We start from the raw sequence: 15,652 nt of genomic DNA, 5'->3' as shown, positions 1-15,652 counted from the left end.
GGGCCTCCCGACCCCCCTCCTAAGGCAATCACCTTCACCCACGCCATCCGGGCCGCACAGCACGGCCCCACCCGACGGGAAACCCCAAAGATGACCCACACCCAAGACCCCCGCCCCGCCACCGCCATAGTCCACGCCGCATGCGGCAGCTGGTGGACCGGCCCCACCCGCAGCCACTGCGCTGGCTGCTGCCGCACCTTCAGCGGCGAGACCGCCGCCGACCGCCACCGCATCGGCACCTTCGGCCGCGACCGCCGCTGCACCGACCCCGCCACCGTCGGACTCGTCCCCGTCGACAAGCCCTACGGCCAGCTCTGGCAGAACCCCGCCCCCGACGGGCCCGCCTGGTTCACCACCGGCAGCTAGCCCCGTACAGCCACCCGCCGCCACACCGACACCCGAAAGGCCCGACATGACCTACCCCCAGCTCCTCACCCCGACAGAAAAGCTCGCCGAGGGCAAGCATCAGCTCAACATCCCGAAGATCGTCTGCCTCTGCGGCAGCACCCGGTTCATGACCGAGATGGACGAAGCCGACCTCAACCTCACCGCCGACGGCCACATCGTCGTCATGCCCGGCTGCGACATGAAGTCCCCGCACCCGCGCTGGGCTGACCCCGCCGAAGCCGAGGAGCTCAAGGTCCGCCTCGACGACCTGCACCGCGCCAAGATCCGGCTCGCTGACGAAGTCCTCGTCGTCGGCGACTACATCGGCACCAGCACCCGGGCGGAGATCGCCTACGCCCGCAGCCTCGGCAAGCCGGTCCGTTTCACCCACCCCGAGGTCGACCCGTCCGCCTGACCCCCGCCCCGGCCGGCCCGTCGCCCCGCGGGCCGGCCACCCCAACACCACACCGGAGGAACCCCGATGACCCTGCCCGAGCCCACCGTCCGCGTCACCCACTACGAGGTTTCGATCCTCCCCGAGACCGACATCAACCACGGCGTCTTCGCGATCACCGTCGAGTGCCGCGGCGAAGACAGGTGGGCAGTCACCCGCCTCGGGTCCTGCCTCAGCGACGACGGCATCTGGGCCCAAGGAGTCAAGCCCTACGACCGCGGCGACGACTGGCTGAACGCCCACCGCTTCGACCTCGACACCGCCCTCAAGCTGGCCCGCGAGGCTGCCCCGCACGTCACCGTCAACGGGCACAGCGTGGCCGACGCATGGCGCCGCACCCAGAGCGCGGGGGCCGGACAGTGACCGCCGCCGACGAACTGCGCGGCTGCGACGCCCGTCCGATCCACGGGACCGCGCGCTGCGATCTCCCCGAGGGCCACGAGGGCCGCCACTCCGCTCCCTTGGCCATCGGTGGCCGCCTCGCCTTCGCTGAGGATCACCGGCACCCGTGGGAGCGGCCGTGACCACCCCGTACCGGATCTTGGTCACCGGGTCGCGGACCTGGCTCGACCACGACGTGATCTACAACGCCCTCGACGCGATCCTCTTTGCCCGACCCGACGGCCGCGACGTGCAGCTCGTCGTCGGTGACTGCCGCGGTGCCGACCGGATCGCCTACCAGTGGGCCGTCACCGCCATGGTCCCGACCGAAGTCCACCGCGCCGACTGGGACGCCCACGGCAAGGCCGCCGGCCCGATCCGCAACGCCGCCATGGTCGCCGCCGGGGCCGACATCTGCCTCGCGTTCAGCCGCAACGACTCCCGAGGCACCGCCCACACCGTCCGCCTCGCCCGCCGGGCAGGCATCCCCGTCACCGAGAGGACCCTGCCGTGAGAAAGCCGGACGGGAGCGGCTACTACACGACCACAGACATCCACCAGGCCAGCCGCTTCTCCTGGCGGTGGACAGTGGAGCTCAGACAGCCCTGGCCGAGCCTGACTCTGGAGCTCGACTGGGATCGCGGCTACTGCTTCACCGAGCGGCGCGCCCGGAAGCGGGCTGCCCGAGTCGAGCGGCGAATGCGCCGCGCGGCGGCGAGTTGGATCTCCATCGAGACCCGAGCCGACGGCAGCACGACGTGACCGCGACGCAGCTGCCCCTGTGGACGCCGGAGCCCTGCCACGGCGGGGCCCCGGCGCCCGGCCCGGCAGCCCCAGCCCCAGACGTCCGCAACCTCGCCCGCCTCGCCGACGACGACCTCGCCACCCTCTACCACCAACTCACCGGCACCCTCACCAACGCCCCCTGGCCCGACACCAGCCACACCCGCGCCAACACCGCCACCGACCTCGGCTACGTCGAACGCGAGCTGCAACGCCGCGGCATGTGGTGGACGCACCAGCCGTCCAGCCCGCCCCCGGCCCGAGAACCCGCCGTCGACCGGGACTGGACCGACGACGAGCTCGCCGAATGGCTCCACGACCACCGGACCCGCATTGCATCCGACGCCGGACGACCCGCCAGCAGACCCACCTGGCGCGGCCTCCGACCCGTCACCGACCTGATCGCACCCGAGGAGTACCTGTGACCGAGACACCCGCCACCCCAGTCCGCCCCGCCTGCGCCGACACCCCGCCCTGCCCGTGCGGCGCCCCCGCAGACTGCGGCCCCGCCTGCACCCAGCAGCACACCTACGGCCCCGACTGCGCCGCCCTGTGCGCCGCCTGGGACCCGCGCACCGGAATGCGGGAACGGTACGCGGCAGCGTTCTACGAGAAGTGCAACCCCGGCATGCGCTGGCAGGACGCCCACCCCAACGACCGCCTCTGCTACGGATCCGACGCCGACGCCGCCCTCAACGTCCGCGACCACGAACTCACCAACGCACGCCGCATCTGGCGCCAACAGCACACCGAACTGGTCGAGCAGTACCGGGCCGAAAAGGAACGCGCCGAACGGATCGAACGCTCCGCCGGCCGCCTGCAGCGCCGCATGGACGACGCCCGCCACTGGGCCCGCCAGCACCTGCCCGCAGACCAGCTGACCGAACTACTCCGCGCCCTCCGCGGCGACCTGCCCGCCTAACCCGCCCCGCCCCGTACCGCCCGCACGAGGAGCCCGACCGTGACCGACGCCATCGCCAGCTGCGAAATCTGCCGCGCGCCCGCAACCGTCCGCGTACACCCCGGCTGCCAAGAACGACTCGCCGGCAACCTGGCCTCCCTGCCCGACCTCTACCGGCAGCTCGAAGTGCACCTCACCCCAAGCCGGCGAGGCGACAGCGGCCGGTCCGGCAGCCGCACCGCACCCCTCCCCGTCAACGAGCGCGTCCTCGATCTCCGGGCCCGCGGCGGCATCGAAGGCGTCGTCACCACCTGGGAGCGAGACGTCCGCGAAACCCTCGGCTGGGAGCCGCCCCCGTTCCGCGGCGACGTCCAGCAGACCGTCGACGGCGCGACCGTGTTCCTGCAGGCCCAGCTGTTGTGGATCTGCGACGCCCACCCTGCCGTGTACGAACTTGCGCAGGACGTCCGCCGGCTCGCCGCCGAATGCTCCGCGATCATCGGCGGCGGACCCGCCCCCCGTCGCATAGCGGTCGCCTGCCCCTGCGGAGGCACCATGCGCGTCACCATCGACACCCCCGGCGCCCGCTGCCCCGGCTGCAGCCAGCAGTACGGGCACGCTGAAGTGCTGCAACTGCCGCTCGCGCAACGAGCCGCAGCATGAACGAAGGCCCCGCCCACCGTTGTGGTGGGCGGGGCCTTCCGGCATGTGCACTGCTCTGATCTGGGCTTAACTGTAGGAGCTACTCTGCTACAGATAAGTCTTCGGGAGGAGAGCAGTGCCGCGAGCACCCAAGGGGCAGCCGCCCCGCTACAAGCAGATCGCCGACGACCTGCGCAACAAGATCGAACGCAAGGTCTACACCCCGGGCGAGAAGCTCCCTTCCGAGGCCGAGCTTATGGCGGAGTACGACGCAGCCCGCCTCACCATCCGCCACGCGATCTCGATTCTCGCTACCGAAGGGCTCACCGAAGCGCGCCAAGGCAAGGGCGTCTACGTCCTCGCCGGCCAGTGGCAACCCATCGTGCGCAACGCCCTCAAGCGCTTGTCCTCTGAGCAGTGGGGCCAGGGCAAGTCGATGTGGGACGTCGACATCGACGACCGCGATCTCGAAGCCACCGACGTCAGGATGGAGCAGGTCGAGGCCAGCCCGGATGCGGCACGAGCGCTTGGCCTCAAGCCCGGCGCCCTCGTCTTCACGCGCGCCCGGCGCTATCTCGTCGATCACGTTCCTGTCATGCGCGCTACATCGATGATCCCAGAGGATCTGGCCCGCGGTACTGCGATCACCCGCATCGATACTGGGCCCGGCGGCATCTATGCCCGCCTTGCCGAGGGTGGCCATGGTCCCGTTCGCTTCCGAGAGGAAGTCCGATGCCGGATGCCACGCGCTGACGAGATGGCTGACCTGTCTATCGCAGCCACCGCTCCTGTGGTCGAGTTGACGCGGTACGCCTACGACACGCGCGACCGTGTCGTAGAGGTGAACCGGATGGTTCTGGACGCGTCTAGGTTCCTGCTCGTCTACGACTTCCCGGCCTGACCTGCGTTGGCAGCGCCCCCGCCGACCTAGGCGGGGGCTTTTTGGTGGCCTATTTCCAGCCACGCCTGTACAGATGACTATGCAGGTACAGATAAGTCTGCTTCTATAGACCACATGAACCCCCAGCCCTCTGGAGGTCCCCAGGACCCCACACCCTCCCGCGACTTCCTGACCAGCCAGCAGGTTGCCGACCGCTTGAACGTCAGTCGCAGCACCGTCCTCCGCCTCGCCACCGCAGGCCACTTCCCGGGAGCCATCTGGACCGGCGTCGGACAGATCCGCCGCCGCGGACTCCGCATCCCCGAAGCCGCCGTCGCCGCACACATCGCCGCCAGCCTGATCCCGTCGAACGAGGAGACCCGATGACCACGGCCACCCCCACCCAGCCCACCCCGGCCCGGCGCCTGATCGCCGCCCTCCGGGAGTCCATCGCCCGCCGGGCCCTGATCCGGCACCACGCCTCCCCGGATGTCCGCATCCTCCGGGTCGTCCTGTCCGGCGGCACCCTGACCGTCGCCTCGGACGACGACCGGTACGGCGTCGGTGTCGACGTGTACCGGCTGCCGTCCGCCCACGACACCGACCTCGACCAGGACGACCCGGTCACCCTGTGCGCCTGGCAGTCGGTCGCCGAGTTCGGCGGGTCCGGGCTGGACGACGCGGACGCCCTGATGGCGCGTGGGCTGGCGGTCGCCGCCGAATACCGCCGGTCCGCCGCACCGCCGGCCGCCTGATGGCCGCCTCCCGCGGTGTCGCCGACGAACCGGCAACCCCCGCCGCCTGCGCCCGTGACTACCAGCAGGCCCAGCAGCAGCGCGCCGAAGCCCAGACCGACGCCGGCGTCCAGCTCGCCCAGGCCTGCATGGCCCAGCCCCACACCCAGCGCTGACCCCACCCTCCCGCCTGACCAACGAGGAGCACCGTCATGCCCAAGATTCGAATCCGCTGGGAGCAGCCTGGCGACCGTGCCGCGATGGCGCGCCAGATCCGTCGGGCCCGGGCGCAGGCCCTTCGCCTGACCGACGACGGCGGAGGGCTGTCGACCCCCGAAGCCCTCGTGGCCGAGGAGACGGCAGATCAGATGGTCCACGAGTTCCGCAGGATCTTCGGCGTCGACCACTGGAACGCCTGATCCCCCCATCCCGCCCGCCACTGAACATCGAGGAGCACCTTCATGTCTGTCACCGTCCATGACGCCGTCGCCCGAATCCACGCTGGCACGATCGCCGATTACCTGCTGGCCGCCCTTGATGGCGACCGCGCCACCATGCGCGACATCCGTGACCGGGCCTCCCGCCTCGACGCCCTGCACGGCGGAGACCTCGCCGACCAGCTCGACGCACTCCGCACCAGCCAGGCTGCGTGATGGGCAGCCCGTGGCGGGACGCCCGCACCATCACCGACGTCGGTCAGGTCATGGCCCGCTGGCTCACCGGCGAAGTCCGCGGCTGGTCCGGCCACGACGATGGCGTCGATGACGAGACCCGCCCTCTGCTTCCGACCCTGGTCGCCCTGAACCGGGCCGGGTTCGTGACCACGAATAGCCAGCCCGGGTACGCGGGGGCCGGCTACGACGGGGCCCACTGGCGGCAGAAGGCTTGGGTCGAGGGCGTCATCGACGACCGCAGCCCCCTCCTCGACCGCGTCGTGCGGACCGCGCAGGCTGCCGGGCTGACCGTGCTCCGCGGCAACCGGCACTCGGGAGTCACGCCGCTCACCGATCGGAACGGCGAGCTGACCGCGGCCATCTCCGGGAAGCTCCCGCGGAACTACCTCGCCCGCCAGTGGTCCTGCCTCGGCCGTCATGCCGTCCGGGAACTCCGCGACCACGGCGCCGCCATCAACATCATCGACCCGACCTGGGGCCGCGACGACCGGCTCTGGCCCGCACTCGCCCACGCAATCCGCTGAACCGACCCGAGGAGACACCCATGTCCCGCGAGAACAACGACTGGCACTGGACCTGCGGCAGCTGCCACAGCGACAACCGCGAGGCCGACCACCCCCACCGCTGCCCGTGCGGCTCCCCCCGCCGAGACGGCGGCAGCAGCTGGAAGGACCTTTCATCGAAGCGCTGACTGCAAGAAGGCCGCCGCCAAGCTCGACTCCGCCGCAGCCGCACTGCATGACGCAGGCAAGAAAGTCGCCGGGGAGAAGGGTGGCCGCGTCGGGGATGCCATCGCCGCCGCAGCCCTTGGCGGGCTGCGCGCCCGATGCAACACCGCCTGCACCCGCACCGACTGCAACCACGCCTGACCGGTAGCCCTTGCCGCAGGTCCCGCACCTGCGGCCTGGAGATCCGGCCAGCCCCATCACCCCACCCACTCCACACGAAGGGCAGCTTTGCCATGCCGTGGATCTTCACCGTCACCAGCCGCACCGGCGCCCCCATCAATCCGATCACCGGCGCCCCGACCGACAGCATCAACGTCTGGACGGCGGATGACCTGCAGCGCCGGATCGCCGTCGCCAAGGCAGACCCCCGCGACATCGACTACACGGTCACGCCGTTCACGCTCGGAATTGGAGGCTGATCATGGGCTACTCAATCTCGCACGGCGGCAGCCCGAACGGCCAGTACTCCACCCTGATGATCGAGAACATCGGCGCCCAGCTCCAACTCGCTCTCAGCCGCTACGACTGGATGCGGGTCAAGCCGATCTTCGGCACCCACCTGCGGGACTACCCGCAGCTCCGGCCGGGGCTGGCCGCCCGAGTCGGCGACATCCTCCTCAAGGCCGCCGCCAGCCCCCGCACATCACCGGACTGGCGCCCCCACATCAAGGTCATCGGTCAGTCTGCCCTCCGCGCCGCCCAGGCGGGCGACAAGTGGGTGTGGTCGTGAACGCCGGCTGGCTGGCCGGGGCCCACCGCCTCCGCCTTCTGCTGATCTTCGCCGGTCTGGCGTGGCTCTTCGGGATCGTCCCGCCGCCCGGCACCCGGGTCCTGCTTGCCGCGCTCGCCATCGGCGCGTTCCTCCTCGACGCCCTGCTCGACGACCAGCAGCTCCGCCGCATCACCGGCAAGATCCCCACCGCCCGCTTCAGCAAAGCCGCGTAACCCCTACAGCACGAAAGGACAGGACCGTGAGCAGCGAATACCGCTCGTGGGAAGAGCGCGAGGCGTCGGCCGCCAAGATGCGCGCCGAAGCCGCCCGGATCGAAGCCGAGGCCACCGCCCTGGCGAACAGCGCGCCGATCGCCGCGGCCAGGGCTGCCACCGAAGAGCTCAATGAGACGGTCAAGCAGGCCCGCGCCCACAAGCAGCTCGCCGCGATCCAGGCAGAAGCCAAGGACGTGAAGTCGGAGCGGGCCGAGAAGCGCCGCGAAGCTCGCCTCGACAAGGGCGTCGCCTTCAAGCGCCTCGTCACCGCGCTCGTGGTCGCCGGGCTCCTGGCATCCCTGCCCTCGCTGATCGCCTACTTCCTCGGCCTCCGCGCCGAGGGCAAGCCGGACACCGGGCCCGCCCTTTATCTGCTGCCCGTGCCGTTCTTCCTGGAGCTCCTTGCTTGGACCAGCGTCAAGGGCACGCAGTGGGCGGTACGCCGGGGCTTCGCCCGCTGGCCGTTCTGGATCCTCACGCTCGGCCTCGCCGGGTTCGCCGGATTCATCAACGGCACCAAGGGCGCCGAGATGTTCGGCCCGGTCGCCGGCTGGGCACTCGCGTCCACGTCGATCTTCGGGCCGGTGCTGTGGGAAGTGCGCGAGTTCATCGAGGCGCGCACCGCGGGCGACAGTCGTTCAGCTGCTGAACGGGCGGCGGCCAAGGCTGCAGCGAAGGCGGAAGCAAAGGCCGCGGCCGCCGCAGCCAAGGAGATCACTGCGCAGGACGCCGAACGCGAGGACTGGTTCCCCGAGGAGTACGCCGAGTACCGCCGCATCATGATCGCCTTCCCGCTCGGCGAGATGAAGCGTGACGAGGCGTGGGCCCGCGCGTGGGCGAACCTGCACGCCCTCCCGCTCGCGGTCACCGCTGGCACCCTCGCCGGGCAGGCCGACGCCCGCGACGCCATCCGGGAGGTCATGAGTCGGGCCGACCTCACGGCTGAGTCAGCTGCGGTCGACCGTCTCCTCGAAGACCTCTTTCCCCACGCCCCGAGGGGAGACGACGACCCCGGCGCCACCCCTGCGAAGCGCGGCCCGAAGCGTCCACCTGAGAGCCCTACAGCCCTTGGGGGGCTTGGCAAGCAGCCTTCCGGCCGCGCGCCCCGCAGGGACGCCACGGAGCCCCTCACGCAGGCCGACCTCGACAAGGCGCGGGGCCTCTTGAACCTCGTCGGCAAGGACAGGTTCTCCGCGCCTGAGATCGCCAAGCTCCTGGGTCGTAGTCACGTGTACGCCCGCCGGATCCGCGACGCCGTCACCGAGCAGCAGGAAGGAGAGACCCGATGACGACCGCCGCCGAACGCCACCCGCGCCTGTCCGTCGTACCCCCCATGCCGGCCTCCCCGCCCGCTCCGATCGAGGGCGTCATCATCCCTGCGGAGAAGGCGCCGGCCGCGCTCCGGTCCGACAGCGTCCTGGCCCGTGCCGCCGACCACGTCACGCACCACCGCGGCTACCTGCCGATCGCCTGGCGCGGGTACCAGCGCGTCGGCGCGGCGATGGCCGACCGGTACCACGACGACTGGCCCCTGATGATCGACACACTCCGCGCCGAGCTCGCCACCGCCGGCGTCGAGCGACAGGCCGAGCTCAACGAGATCAAGAAGCGGCACCGTCGCGCCTACCTCCGTCACCGCCTCACCTACGCCGCCCAGACCGGTGGCTGGGTGGTCGCGGGCGGAACCGGCATCGGCGTCGGCACCACATTTGGCGGGACCCTAGTCCCCATCGTGACCGCCCTCGGCGCCTACCTGTGGGGCATCCGGCACGGCGTCCGCGACGACCAGACGCCCACCGCAGCCGAGTCGCCTACGACGACCGAGCTGCCCACCCGCGCGGCATCCGGCGAAACCCTCGGCAGCGCCGACCTCATCACCGCCCTCCTCAAGGCTGGCATCATCACCGAAGCCCAGCGCGCCGAGACCAGGATCCTCGGCGGGATCCGACCCGATGGGCCCGGCTGGGCCGCCACCATCGAGCTGCCCGAGGGCATGCCCGCCATCAACGCCACCTCCAAGGTCGCCAACCTCGCCGGCGCCCTGCGGAAGAAGGCGCTGCAGCTCGAGTTCAAGCCCGACCCGTCCGAGACCGCGCACGAGGGCATGGCCCGTCTGTGGGTCGCCAACGCCGCCAACCCGCTCGCCGGCCCGAAGGTGCCCAGCAAGCTGATCGACGCGGACCGTTGGCACTTCTGGCGCGACGGGATCCCCCTCGGCGGCGACGCCCGCCAGGCCCGCCAGGCCCTCAACCTGATCTGGTCGTCCATCCTCATCGGCGGCCTTCAGGACTACGGCAAGACCTATCTCGCCCGCCTCATCGCCGCCGCCGCCGCGCTCGACCCGACCGTCCGCATCATCGTGATCACCGGCAAGAAGGGCCCCGACTGGGCGCCCCTCAAGGCGATTGCCCACCGCTACATCGACGGCTCTGACCCCGACACGATCCGCCAGATCTTCGCGCTCATGACCTCGACGATCGAGGAGATGCAGCAGCGCGGCACCGAGATCGAGCGGCTCTTCGAGCAGGAGCCGCACCGCGTCCCCGAAGGGAAGATCACGCCCGAGCTGGCCGCGGACGGCATGGGCCCCGTGCTTCTCATTGTCGAGGAGCTGCAGGAACTCCTCGACGGCGCCGCCGTCACCAAGATGGCCCTGCCCGACGACGACTCCGACAACCCCCGCATGGTGTCCGCCAAGGGACCCCTCGTCGACATCTTCGCCCGCTTCAACCGGTTCACCCGCTACGTCCTCGGCATGGGCATGTACATCACCCAGCGCCCCGACGCCGAGAGCGTCCCGACCGAACTCCGCGAGGTCTGCGTCAAGCGAGCCTGCTTCCGCACCAAGAGCCCCGAGAGCTCCAAGATGATCCTCGGCGAACTGGCCGTGAAGGCCGGCGCCTCCCCGCACGCGCTCCTCGAAAGCTCCAAAGGTGTGTTCGTCCTCGACGAAGGCGCCGAGGATGGCTACCGCACCCTCCGCGGGGACGTGATCGACCTGCCTGACTTCCAGAAGATCTGCGAGCGCGGACGCCAGCTGCGGATCGAGGCCAGCACCCTGACCGGCGACGCCGCCCGACGAGAGGAGCGGGCCCAGCTGGCAGCCAAGTACCGGGCGTTGATCGTCCTGTGCCTGCAGGTCATGGACGACCTCGGCCGCGACGCTGCCCAGCTCGACGAGCTAGCCGCCGCGGCAGGCATGGAGTCGGAACCCCTGGCCGACGGCCTGCGCGCCGCCGGAGTCATCCGTCCCGACAAGGTCGCCATCGCCGGGAAGCGTGTCCGCGGCTACGACCGAGCCTGCCTCGAAGCCGCCCTGAAGGGCCTCAAGTAGCCCGGACACCCCCCGGACACGACCCAGTTCATCCTGATATGCACCCCGGGCAGGGGGTGGGCAGCACCCGGACACCCGCTCCCTCCGCCCGGTCGGCACCCATCGCCCGTCCGGGGGACAAACCACCGCAAACCATAGCTTCACCCACCCCGCAAACCATTACAAACCAACCACTGAAGGAGAACGCCATGGGCAAGAAGTGGGCCTCCACCAACGTCGGCGCCAAGGCCTTCCGACGGGAACTGAAGCTCGGCCGCCCCTACTACGTCCTCAAGGAGTGCGCGCAGCCCTGGGGCAACGAATTCGTCTGGGACACCTACGTCTTCACCGAGAAGCACTGGATCACCGGCGACCCGATGAGCGGCACCATGTCGCACGTCGCCCTCCTGTCGACCTACGGCACCGTCTACGAAGACAAGCCCGCTGGCTACCGCGGCCTCAACGAGAAGCCGGCCGAGCTCCACTACCCCGACCCGCAGGTCGCCGCCGACGCCGAGAAGGGCAGCCGCCTCGCACGCCTGATCCGCCGATGACCACCGCCACCCGCACCGCGGCACCGGCGACCGCGGTCCGCCTCACCCTCGACGAGCGGCTCACCCTCACCAGCCTCGCCATGGACGACCAGCTCGCGTCCGCCTCGGCCGACATGCTCGTCCGTACCGCACCGATCGACATCCCCGACGTGCCCGCCGGCCCGCCGATCCTCCCCGCCCCGAACCCGGTCGCCGCCCTCCTGCACCGCGCCATCACCCGCCTGCAGACCGCCGGCTGGTCCCGCACCACCGCGATCAGCGGCACCGGGACTGTCTGCCCGCTGTGGGCCATCCACCTCGAGGCCGACAGCGAGACGGAGGAGGGGCAGGCGCGGACCCTGCTGCTCGAGGCCATCCGCCAGGAGTGCCCGCACGTCGTCAGCGTCCCGCACTGGAATGCTGCACAGGCCAGCCCCGCCCAGCCGATCCGCATGCTCACCCTCGCCGCCAAAACCGCCGCCACCCACGGCATCTGACCGGAGCCCGCCATGCCCGACCCCGCCTGCACCTGCCGCTCAGACCCCCACCACCGGACCATCAAGTGCGACACCTGCAAGACCAAGCAGCAGCAACAGCCCCGCTAGCCCTCGCGGCCCTGGCCCTCACCGGCCGGGGCCGCCGGCGTTCGCACCGCACGCGCCACCCAGCCACGACCCGGCGTCGCCGACGGGCGCATCGTCTGCACCGCCCCCAGCACCGCACACAGCCGGTCCAGCTCACGCTGACACTCCTCGAACGTCGACCCGCGCACCATGTACGAAACGCCCATGACGGAAGTCTGGCGCACTGGTCATCCCTTGACCCGCCGATCACGCATATGTCATCTTGAGTTCGGCGGTACACGTATGCCCGCCGCCGCACAAGCCCCCTGTCACCCCGGGGGCTTTTCGCATGTCTGGGGGCAACGTGATCGAGCTGCCGTCCCTGTACTCCGACGATCTCGTCTACGCACACGAAGCCACCGCCGCGACCGGCGTTCCTATCGCCGTGATCAGGCAGTGGGCCACACGCGGCAAGATCCGCCGCTTCAAGGGCGGCGGGCGTTTCTCCGGGCAGGGCCACCTGGCCAAGACGATGTATGCGCTTCCCGAGGTCGAAGAGCTCGCAGCCACGTACAAGCCGGCACCACAGCGGCGACCCAAAGCCGCCTGACCAGAGGAGGCCGCCGCCGTGGCCAACATCGTCTTCAACGTGGCCCTCTCGAGGGTCGCCTACTACGCATCCCTCCCCGCCGCGAACGACGCACTGGTCATGGTGCCTCTCGAATCCTCCGGCCTCGCCGCGGACGCCACCATGCGGGACTACGACACCCTCGCCGACCTCCTCGCCGGCGCCAGCAACGAGCAGACGACCGTGGGCCGCAAGACGCTCGCAAGCGTGACGGTGACGGTCAACGACACTGCGGACAGGGTCGAGGTCGACTGTGCGGACGTCACCTGGACCGCGCCCACAGGGAACGCGGTCGGGGCCGTCGTCGTCTGCTACGACCCAGACGCCACTGGCGGCACCGACGCCGACCTCGTGCCCCTCACCAAGCACGACTTGACTTGGAGTCCGGACGGCAACAACTTCACCTTGACCGTGAGCGACCTCTATCGGGCCAGCTCGACCGCGTAGCGGGAGGTCGTCGTGGCGAGCTTCACCGACGACTTCAACCGGGCCAACTCGACGGACCTGGGCGCCGGCTGGGTCGAGGTGTCCGGCGACTGGTCGATCGTCTCCAACCAGCTCAGCCCCGGCGCGGCAGGCGGCACGATCATCCTGCGCGCCGCTGGGGCGATGGCGGGCAACGACCACTACGCGCAGGTCACGATCGCCGCCACCACGGCGGCCAGCCAGGGCGTGTGGTGCCGAGGCAACAGCAACATCAGCAACGGCTACCTGTGGCGCAACGACGGCACCAGCTGGACGCTGTTCAGCGTCGTAGGCGGCTCGTTCACCTCGATCGGGTCCTACGCAGCCGCGGCAGCGCCGGGAGACGTCGCCAAGGTCCAGGCCGTCGGCAGCACGATCAAGGCGTTCGTGAACGGGACCGAACGCGTCTCCGTCACCGACACCGGCGTGACCACCGGCACCTCCGTTGGCATCCGATCCGAGTCCACGGGCTCGCTCCGGTACGACGACTTCGCCGCCGCCGACATCACCGCCGGAGCAGCCCTCGGCACCGCAGGCGAGTCCGACGACGCGCAGGGCCTCACCGGCAGCAAGGCGGCCACGCTCGCCACGGCGACGGCCTCCGAGACGACCCAGGCCCTGGTCGGCGCCAAGACGGCCACCCTCGGCCCCGCCCTGGAGACGGGCACCGCACAGGCCCCGGCCGGAGCCAAGGCCACGCAGCTGGCAACGGCAGCGGAGACCGACACCGCGCAGCCCCTCGGGGTCGCAACGAGCCAGGCGCTCGGCACGGCCGGAGCTGGCGAGGAAGCCCGGCCGCTGACGGGGGGCAAGAGCGGCACCCTCGGCACGGCCGTAGAGATCAGCACCGCGAGGCCGCTCACAGGGACGGGAGAGACAATGCCCTTCCCCGTCGGAGCCGAGACGATCACGATCACCGGCAGCTTCACCATCCCGGCCGGCGGCGGAGGGCGCTCCGGCAAGATCGCCTTCCGGCCCACAGCCGTCCTCGTCGATGCCACCCACCACACCATCTACACCGGCGCCGGAGCGGCCAGCCTCTCCGCCGGCGACTTCAGCATCGAGCTCCTCAAGAACGGCACCAGCGACGTCCTTCCGACCGGCTGGCTGTGGCAGGTCGACGAGCAGCCCACCAGCGGCGAGCGGCGCATCTACTACATCGACCTGTCCGAGGTCACCGGCCCCACCGTGGACCTGTCAACCCTCGCACCCGTCTCCGCGCCCGACGGCACCGGCCAGAGCCTGCCCCCAACCGGGCCCGCCGGCGGAGCGCTCACCGGGTCGTACCCCAACCCGCAGTTGTCCACGGCCGTGATCGAAAGCTTCGACCCGGCCGGCGCGGCAGCAGCAGCGCAGGCAGCGGCAGCAGCCGACGCCACCACCAAGGTTGCGGCACACGAGGCGGACACCACCAGCGTCCACGGCATCGCCAACACGGCCTTGCTGGAGACCGCCACAGGTGCACAGGCCAAAGCGGACGCCGCCCAGTCGGCTGCCGCTAGCGCCCTCGCAGCCCACGCGGGCGACACCACAGACGTACACGGGATCACCGACACTGCGGCACTGGAAACGCAGGCCGGCGCCCAGTCCAAGGCCACCACCGCACAGGCCGCGGCCACGTCGGCCGCTGCCGCAGACGCCACCAGCAAGGTCAGCGCCCACTCGGTGGCCACGGACCCGCACGGCGACCGCGCCTGGGCCGACGCCAAGTTCGCCACCCAGACCACCGTCAACACCATCGACGGATTCCTCAACAACTGCCTCACCCGCGTCACTGCCATCGAGCAGGGCAGCGCATTCCTCGCCGGCCTGAACAGCACCGGCACGACCCGGGTCATCAACACCGAACTCCGCGTCGAGGGCAGCGGCGGGAGCATCCGGCACCGCCTCGACGGAGCTGGCAATGCGGTCGGATTCCACGGGGCCACGCCGGTCACTCAGCAGACTGTCACCGGCTCCCGCGCCGACGGCACCGCGCTGACGAGCCTGTTGTCCGCGCTCGGAGCCACCGGGCTCATCGCGAACAGCTCCACCGTCGGACAGTACGGGCCGCTCCCCAGCGACCAGGGCCTGATCGCCTGGACGGGCGATCCCAACGACGCCGGCCACGTCACTGCGCAGAGCAGCGGCGGCGTCGCCGGTCGGATCACCCTGGTTCGCATCGCGATCCGGGAGCAGATCACCTGGTCGAACATCTGGCTAGGCCTGAGCGGCATCGACGCCGGCGCCAGCCTCTCGAACTGCTACCTCGGCGTGTACAACGCGTCCGGCACCCTCATGGGCGCCACGGCCGACATCTCCTCGTCGCTCATGACCGGGGCGACGGCGAAAGCGCTGCCGCTGGTCACGCCCTTCACCGCGCCTGCCGGCTTCTACTTCATTGCCATGCTGCTCAACGGCACGTGGACGACGAACTCGCTGCACTTCAAAGCGACGGGCGCGGGCATCTCGGTCAACGCCAACCTGACCGCGCCGAACCTGCGCTACTCGAACATGCTCAGCGCCCAGACATCGCTGCCCAGCTCGCTCACGCTGACCTCGCAGACCACCACGATCATCAACACCGGCTGGGCGTCGCAGTGGTACGGAGTCTCGTGAA

Annotated in this window: 27 protein-coding genes; 26 read left to right on the top strand and 1 reads right to left on the bottom strand. The window is 70.6% G+C overall.

The genetic code is table 11. The annotated features are described in order from the left end of the window. Positions 1-90: 90 nt before the first annotated feature. The 23 genes from ACZ7H1_RS28185 (at position 91) to ACZ7H1_RS28075 (ending at position 11,894) form a co-directional block, all read left to right on the top strand. Positions 91-366, top strand: a complete 276-nt coding sequence (locus tag ACZ7H1_RS28185; RefSeq protein WP_470790594.1) for an FDXHR family putative zinc-binding protein — start codon at positions 91-93, stop codon at positions 364-366. A 46-nt stretch (positions 367-412) separates the two neighbouring features. Then, positions 413-802, top strand: a complete 390-nt coding sequence (locus ACZ7H1_RS28180; RefSeq protein WP_470790593.1) for a hypothetical protein — start codon at positions 413-415, stop codon at positions 800-802. Positions 803-868: 66 nt separating this feature from the next. Then, entirely contained in the window at positions 869-1,204 is a 336-nt protein-coding gene (locus tag ACZ7H1_RS28175; RefSeq protein ID WP_470790592.1) for a hypothetical protein, read from the top strand. A gap of 157 nt (positions 1,205-1,361) precedes the next feature. Then, positions 1,362-1,736, top strand: a complete 375-nt coding sequence (locus ACZ7H1_RS28170; protein ID WP_470790591.1) for a DUF2493 domain-containing protein — start codon at positions 1,362-1,364, stop codon at positions 1,734-1,736. Beyond that, positions 1,733-1,984, top strand: coding sequence for a hypothetical protein (locus ACZ7H1_RS28165; protein ID WP_470790590.1), 252 nt, complete (start codon positions 1,733-1,735; stop codon positions 1,982-1,984). Before ACZ7H1_RS28170 ends, ACZ7H1_RS28165 begins: the two co-directional genes overlap by 4 nt. Next, positions 1,981-2,430: a hypothetical protein gene (locus ACZ7H1_RS28160; RefSeq protein WP_470790589.1), complete on the top strand. Its 450-nt coding sequence runs from the start codon at positions 1,981-1,983 to the stop codon at positions 2,428-2,430. Before ACZ7H1_RS28165 ends, ACZ7H1_RS28160 begins: the two co-directional genes overlap by 4 nt. Next, a complete protein-coding gene (locus tag ACZ7H1_RS28155; protein ID WP_470790588.1) occupies positions 2,427-2,927 on the top strand; it encodes a hypothetical protein in 501 nt (166 codons plus the stop codon). The genes ACZ7H1_RS28160 and ACZ7H1_RS28155 overlap by 4 nt, the downstream gene beginning before the upstream one ends. 39 nt (positions 2,928-2,966) lie before the next feature. Further along, positions 2,967-3,569, top strand: a complete 603-nt coding sequence (locus ACZ7H1_RS28150; protein ID WP_470790587.1) for a hypothetical protein — start codon at positions 2,967-2,969, stop codon at positions 3,567-3,569. A 115-nt stretch (positions 3,570-3,684) separates the two neighbouring features. Continuing rightward, entirely contained in the window at positions 3,685-4,449 is a 765-nt protein-coding gene (locus ACZ7H1_RS28145) for a GntR family transcriptional regulator (protein ID WP_470790586.1), read from the top strand. A gap of 114 nt (positions 4,450-4,563) precedes the next feature. Beyond that, complete coding sequence (locus tag ACZ7H1_RS28140; RefSeq protein ID WP_470790585.1) at positions 4,564-4,815, top strand: helix-turn-helix domain-containing protein; 252 nt, start codon at positions 4,564-4,566, stop codon at positions 4,813-4,815. Beyond that, entirely contained in the window at positions 4,812-5,183 is a 372-nt protein-coding gene (locus tag ACZ7H1_RS28135; protein ID WP_470790584.1) for a hypothetical protein, read from the top strand. Before ACZ7H1_RS28140 ends, ACZ7H1_RS28135 begins: the two co-directional genes overlap by 4 nt. After that, positions 5,183-5,338 (top strand): hypothetical protein, encoded by a 156-nt coding sequence (locus tag ACZ7H1_RS28130; RefSeq protein WP_470790583.1) that lies wholly within the window; start codon positions 5,183-5,185, stop codon positions 5,336-5,338. The genes ACZ7H1_RS28135 and ACZ7H1_RS28130 overlap by 1 nt, the downstream gene beginning before the upstream one ends. 36 nt (positions 5,339-5,374) lie before the next feature. Beyond that, entirely contained in the window at positions 5,375-5,581 is a 207-nt protein-coding gene (locus ACZ7H1_RS28125) for a hypothetical protein (RefSeq protein WP_470790582.1), read from the top strand. Positions 5,582-5,623: 42 nt separating this feature from the next. Then, positions 5,624-5,815, top strand: coding sequence for a hypothetical protein (locus ACZ7H1_RS28120; RefSeq protein ID WP_470790581.1), 192 nt, complete (start codon positions 5,624-5,626; stop codon positions 5,813-5,815). Next, on the top strand, positions 5,815-6,360 hold the full coding sequence (locus tag ACZ7H1_RS28115) for a DUF6919 domain-containing protein (protein WP_470790638.1): 546 nt from the start codon (positions 5,815-5,817) through the stop codon (positions 6,358-6,360). The genes ACZ7H1_RS28120 and ACZ7H1_RS28115 overlap by 1 nt, the downstream gene beginning before the upstream one ends. Before the next feature lie 20 nt (positions 6,361-6,380). Beyond that, positions 6,381-6,527 carry a hypothetical protein gene (locus tag ACZ7H1_RS28110; protein WP_470790580.1) on the top strand — a complete coding sequence of 49 codons (147 nt, stop codon included), beginning with the start codon at positions 6,381-6,383 and terminating at the stop codon, positions 6,525-6,527. Positions 6,528-6,797: 270 nt separating this feature from the next. Next, on the top strand, positions 6,798-6,983 hold the full coding sequence (locus ACZ7H1_RS28105; protein ID WP_470790579.1) for a hypothetical protein: 186 nt from the start codon (positions 6,798-6,800) through the stop codon (positions 6,981-6,983). A gap of 2 nt (positions 6,984-6,985) precedes the next feature. Further along, complete coding sequence (locus ACZ7H1_RS28100; protein WP_470790578.1) at positions 6,986-7,294, top strand: DUF7739 domain-containing protein; 309 nt, start codon at positions 6,986-6,988, stop codon at positions 7,292-7,294. Continuing rightward, on the top strand, positions 7,291-7,509 hold the full coding sequence (locus ACZ7H1_RS28095) for a hypothetical protein (protein ID WP_470790577.1): 219 nt from the start codon (positions 7,291-7,293) through the stop codon (positions 7,507-7,509). The genes ACZ7H1_RS28100 and ACZ7H1_RS28095 overlap by 4 nt, the downstream gene beginning before the upstream one ends. A 26-nt stretch (positions 7,510-7,535) precedes the next feature. Continuing rightward, the gene (locus ACZ7H1_RS28090; RefSeq protein WP_470790576.1) at positions 7,536-8,840 is read left to right on the top strand and encodes a hypothetical protein; all 1,305 of its coding nucleotides are present in this window, start codon (positions 7,536-7,538) and stop codon (positions 8,838-8,840) included. Then, on the top strand, positions 8,837-10,885 hold the full coding sequence (locus ACZ7H1_RS28085) for a hypothetical protein (protein WP_470790575.1): 2,049 nt from the start codon (positions 8,837-8,839) through the stop codon (positions 10,883-10,885). The genes ACZ7H1_RS28090 and ACZ7H1_RS28085 overlap by 4 nt, the downstream gene beginning before the upstream one ends. A gap of 188 nt (positions 10,886-11,073) precedes the next feature. Next, positions 11,074-11,418 carry a hypothetical protein gene (locus ACZ7H1_RS28080; protein ID WP_470790574.1) on the top strand — a complete coding sequence of 115 codons (345 nt, stop codon included), beginning with the start codon at positions 11,074-11,076 and terminating at the stop codon, positions 11,416-11,418. Then, positions 11,415-11,894, top strand: a complete 480-nt coding sequence (locus ACZ7H1_RS28075) for a DUF6197 family protein (RefSeq protein WP_470790573.1) — start codon at positions 11,415-11,417, stop codon at positions 11,892-11,894. The genes ACZ7H1_RS28080 and ACZ7H1_RS28075 overlap by 4 nt, the downstream gene beginning before the upstream one ends. Positions 11,895-11,998: 104 nt before the next feature. Here the strand turns inward: ACZ7H1_RS28075 and ACZ7H1_RS28070 are convergent, their stop codons facing one another. Then, a complete protein-coding gene (locus tag ACZ7H1_RS28070; RefSeq protein ID WP_470790572.1) occupies positions 11,999-12,205 on the bottom strand; it encodes a hypothetical protein in 207 nt (68 codons plus the stop codon). 104 nt (positions 12,206-12,309) lie between these two features. Between ACZ7H1_RS28070 and ACZ7H1_RS28065 the strand changes: the two genes are divergently transcribed. From ACZ7H1_RS28065 to ACZ7H1_RS28055, 3 genes are read left to right on the top strand one after another with little or no spacing between them, the layout of a single operon-like run. Next, complete coding sequence (locus ACZ7H1_RS28065; RefSeq protein WP_470790571.1) at positions 12,310-12,570, top strand: hypothetical protein; 261 nt, start codon at positions 12,310-12,312, stop codon at positions 12,568-12,570. Between the two features lie 18 nt (positions 12,571-12,588). Next, positions 12,589-13,035 (top strand): hypothetical protein, encoded by a 447-nt coding sequence (locus ACZ7H1_RS28060; protein ID WP_470790570.1) that lies wholly within the window; start codon positions 12,589-12,591, stop codon positions 13,033-13,035. A gap of 12 nt (positions 13,036-13,047) precedes the next feature. Further along, positions 13,048-15,651 (top strand): hypothetical protein, encoded by a 2,604-nt coding sequence (locus ACZ7H1_RS28055; protein WP_470790569.1) that lies wholly within the window; start codon positions 13,048-13,050, stop codon positions 15,649-15,651. Position 15,652: the final 1 nt, after the last annotated feature.

The organism is Streptomyces sp. NPDC037401, assembly GCF_055602345.1.
The sequence above is the reverse complement of the archived record's forward strand: the minus strand, read 5'-3'. Positions and strand labels throughout refer to the sequence as shown.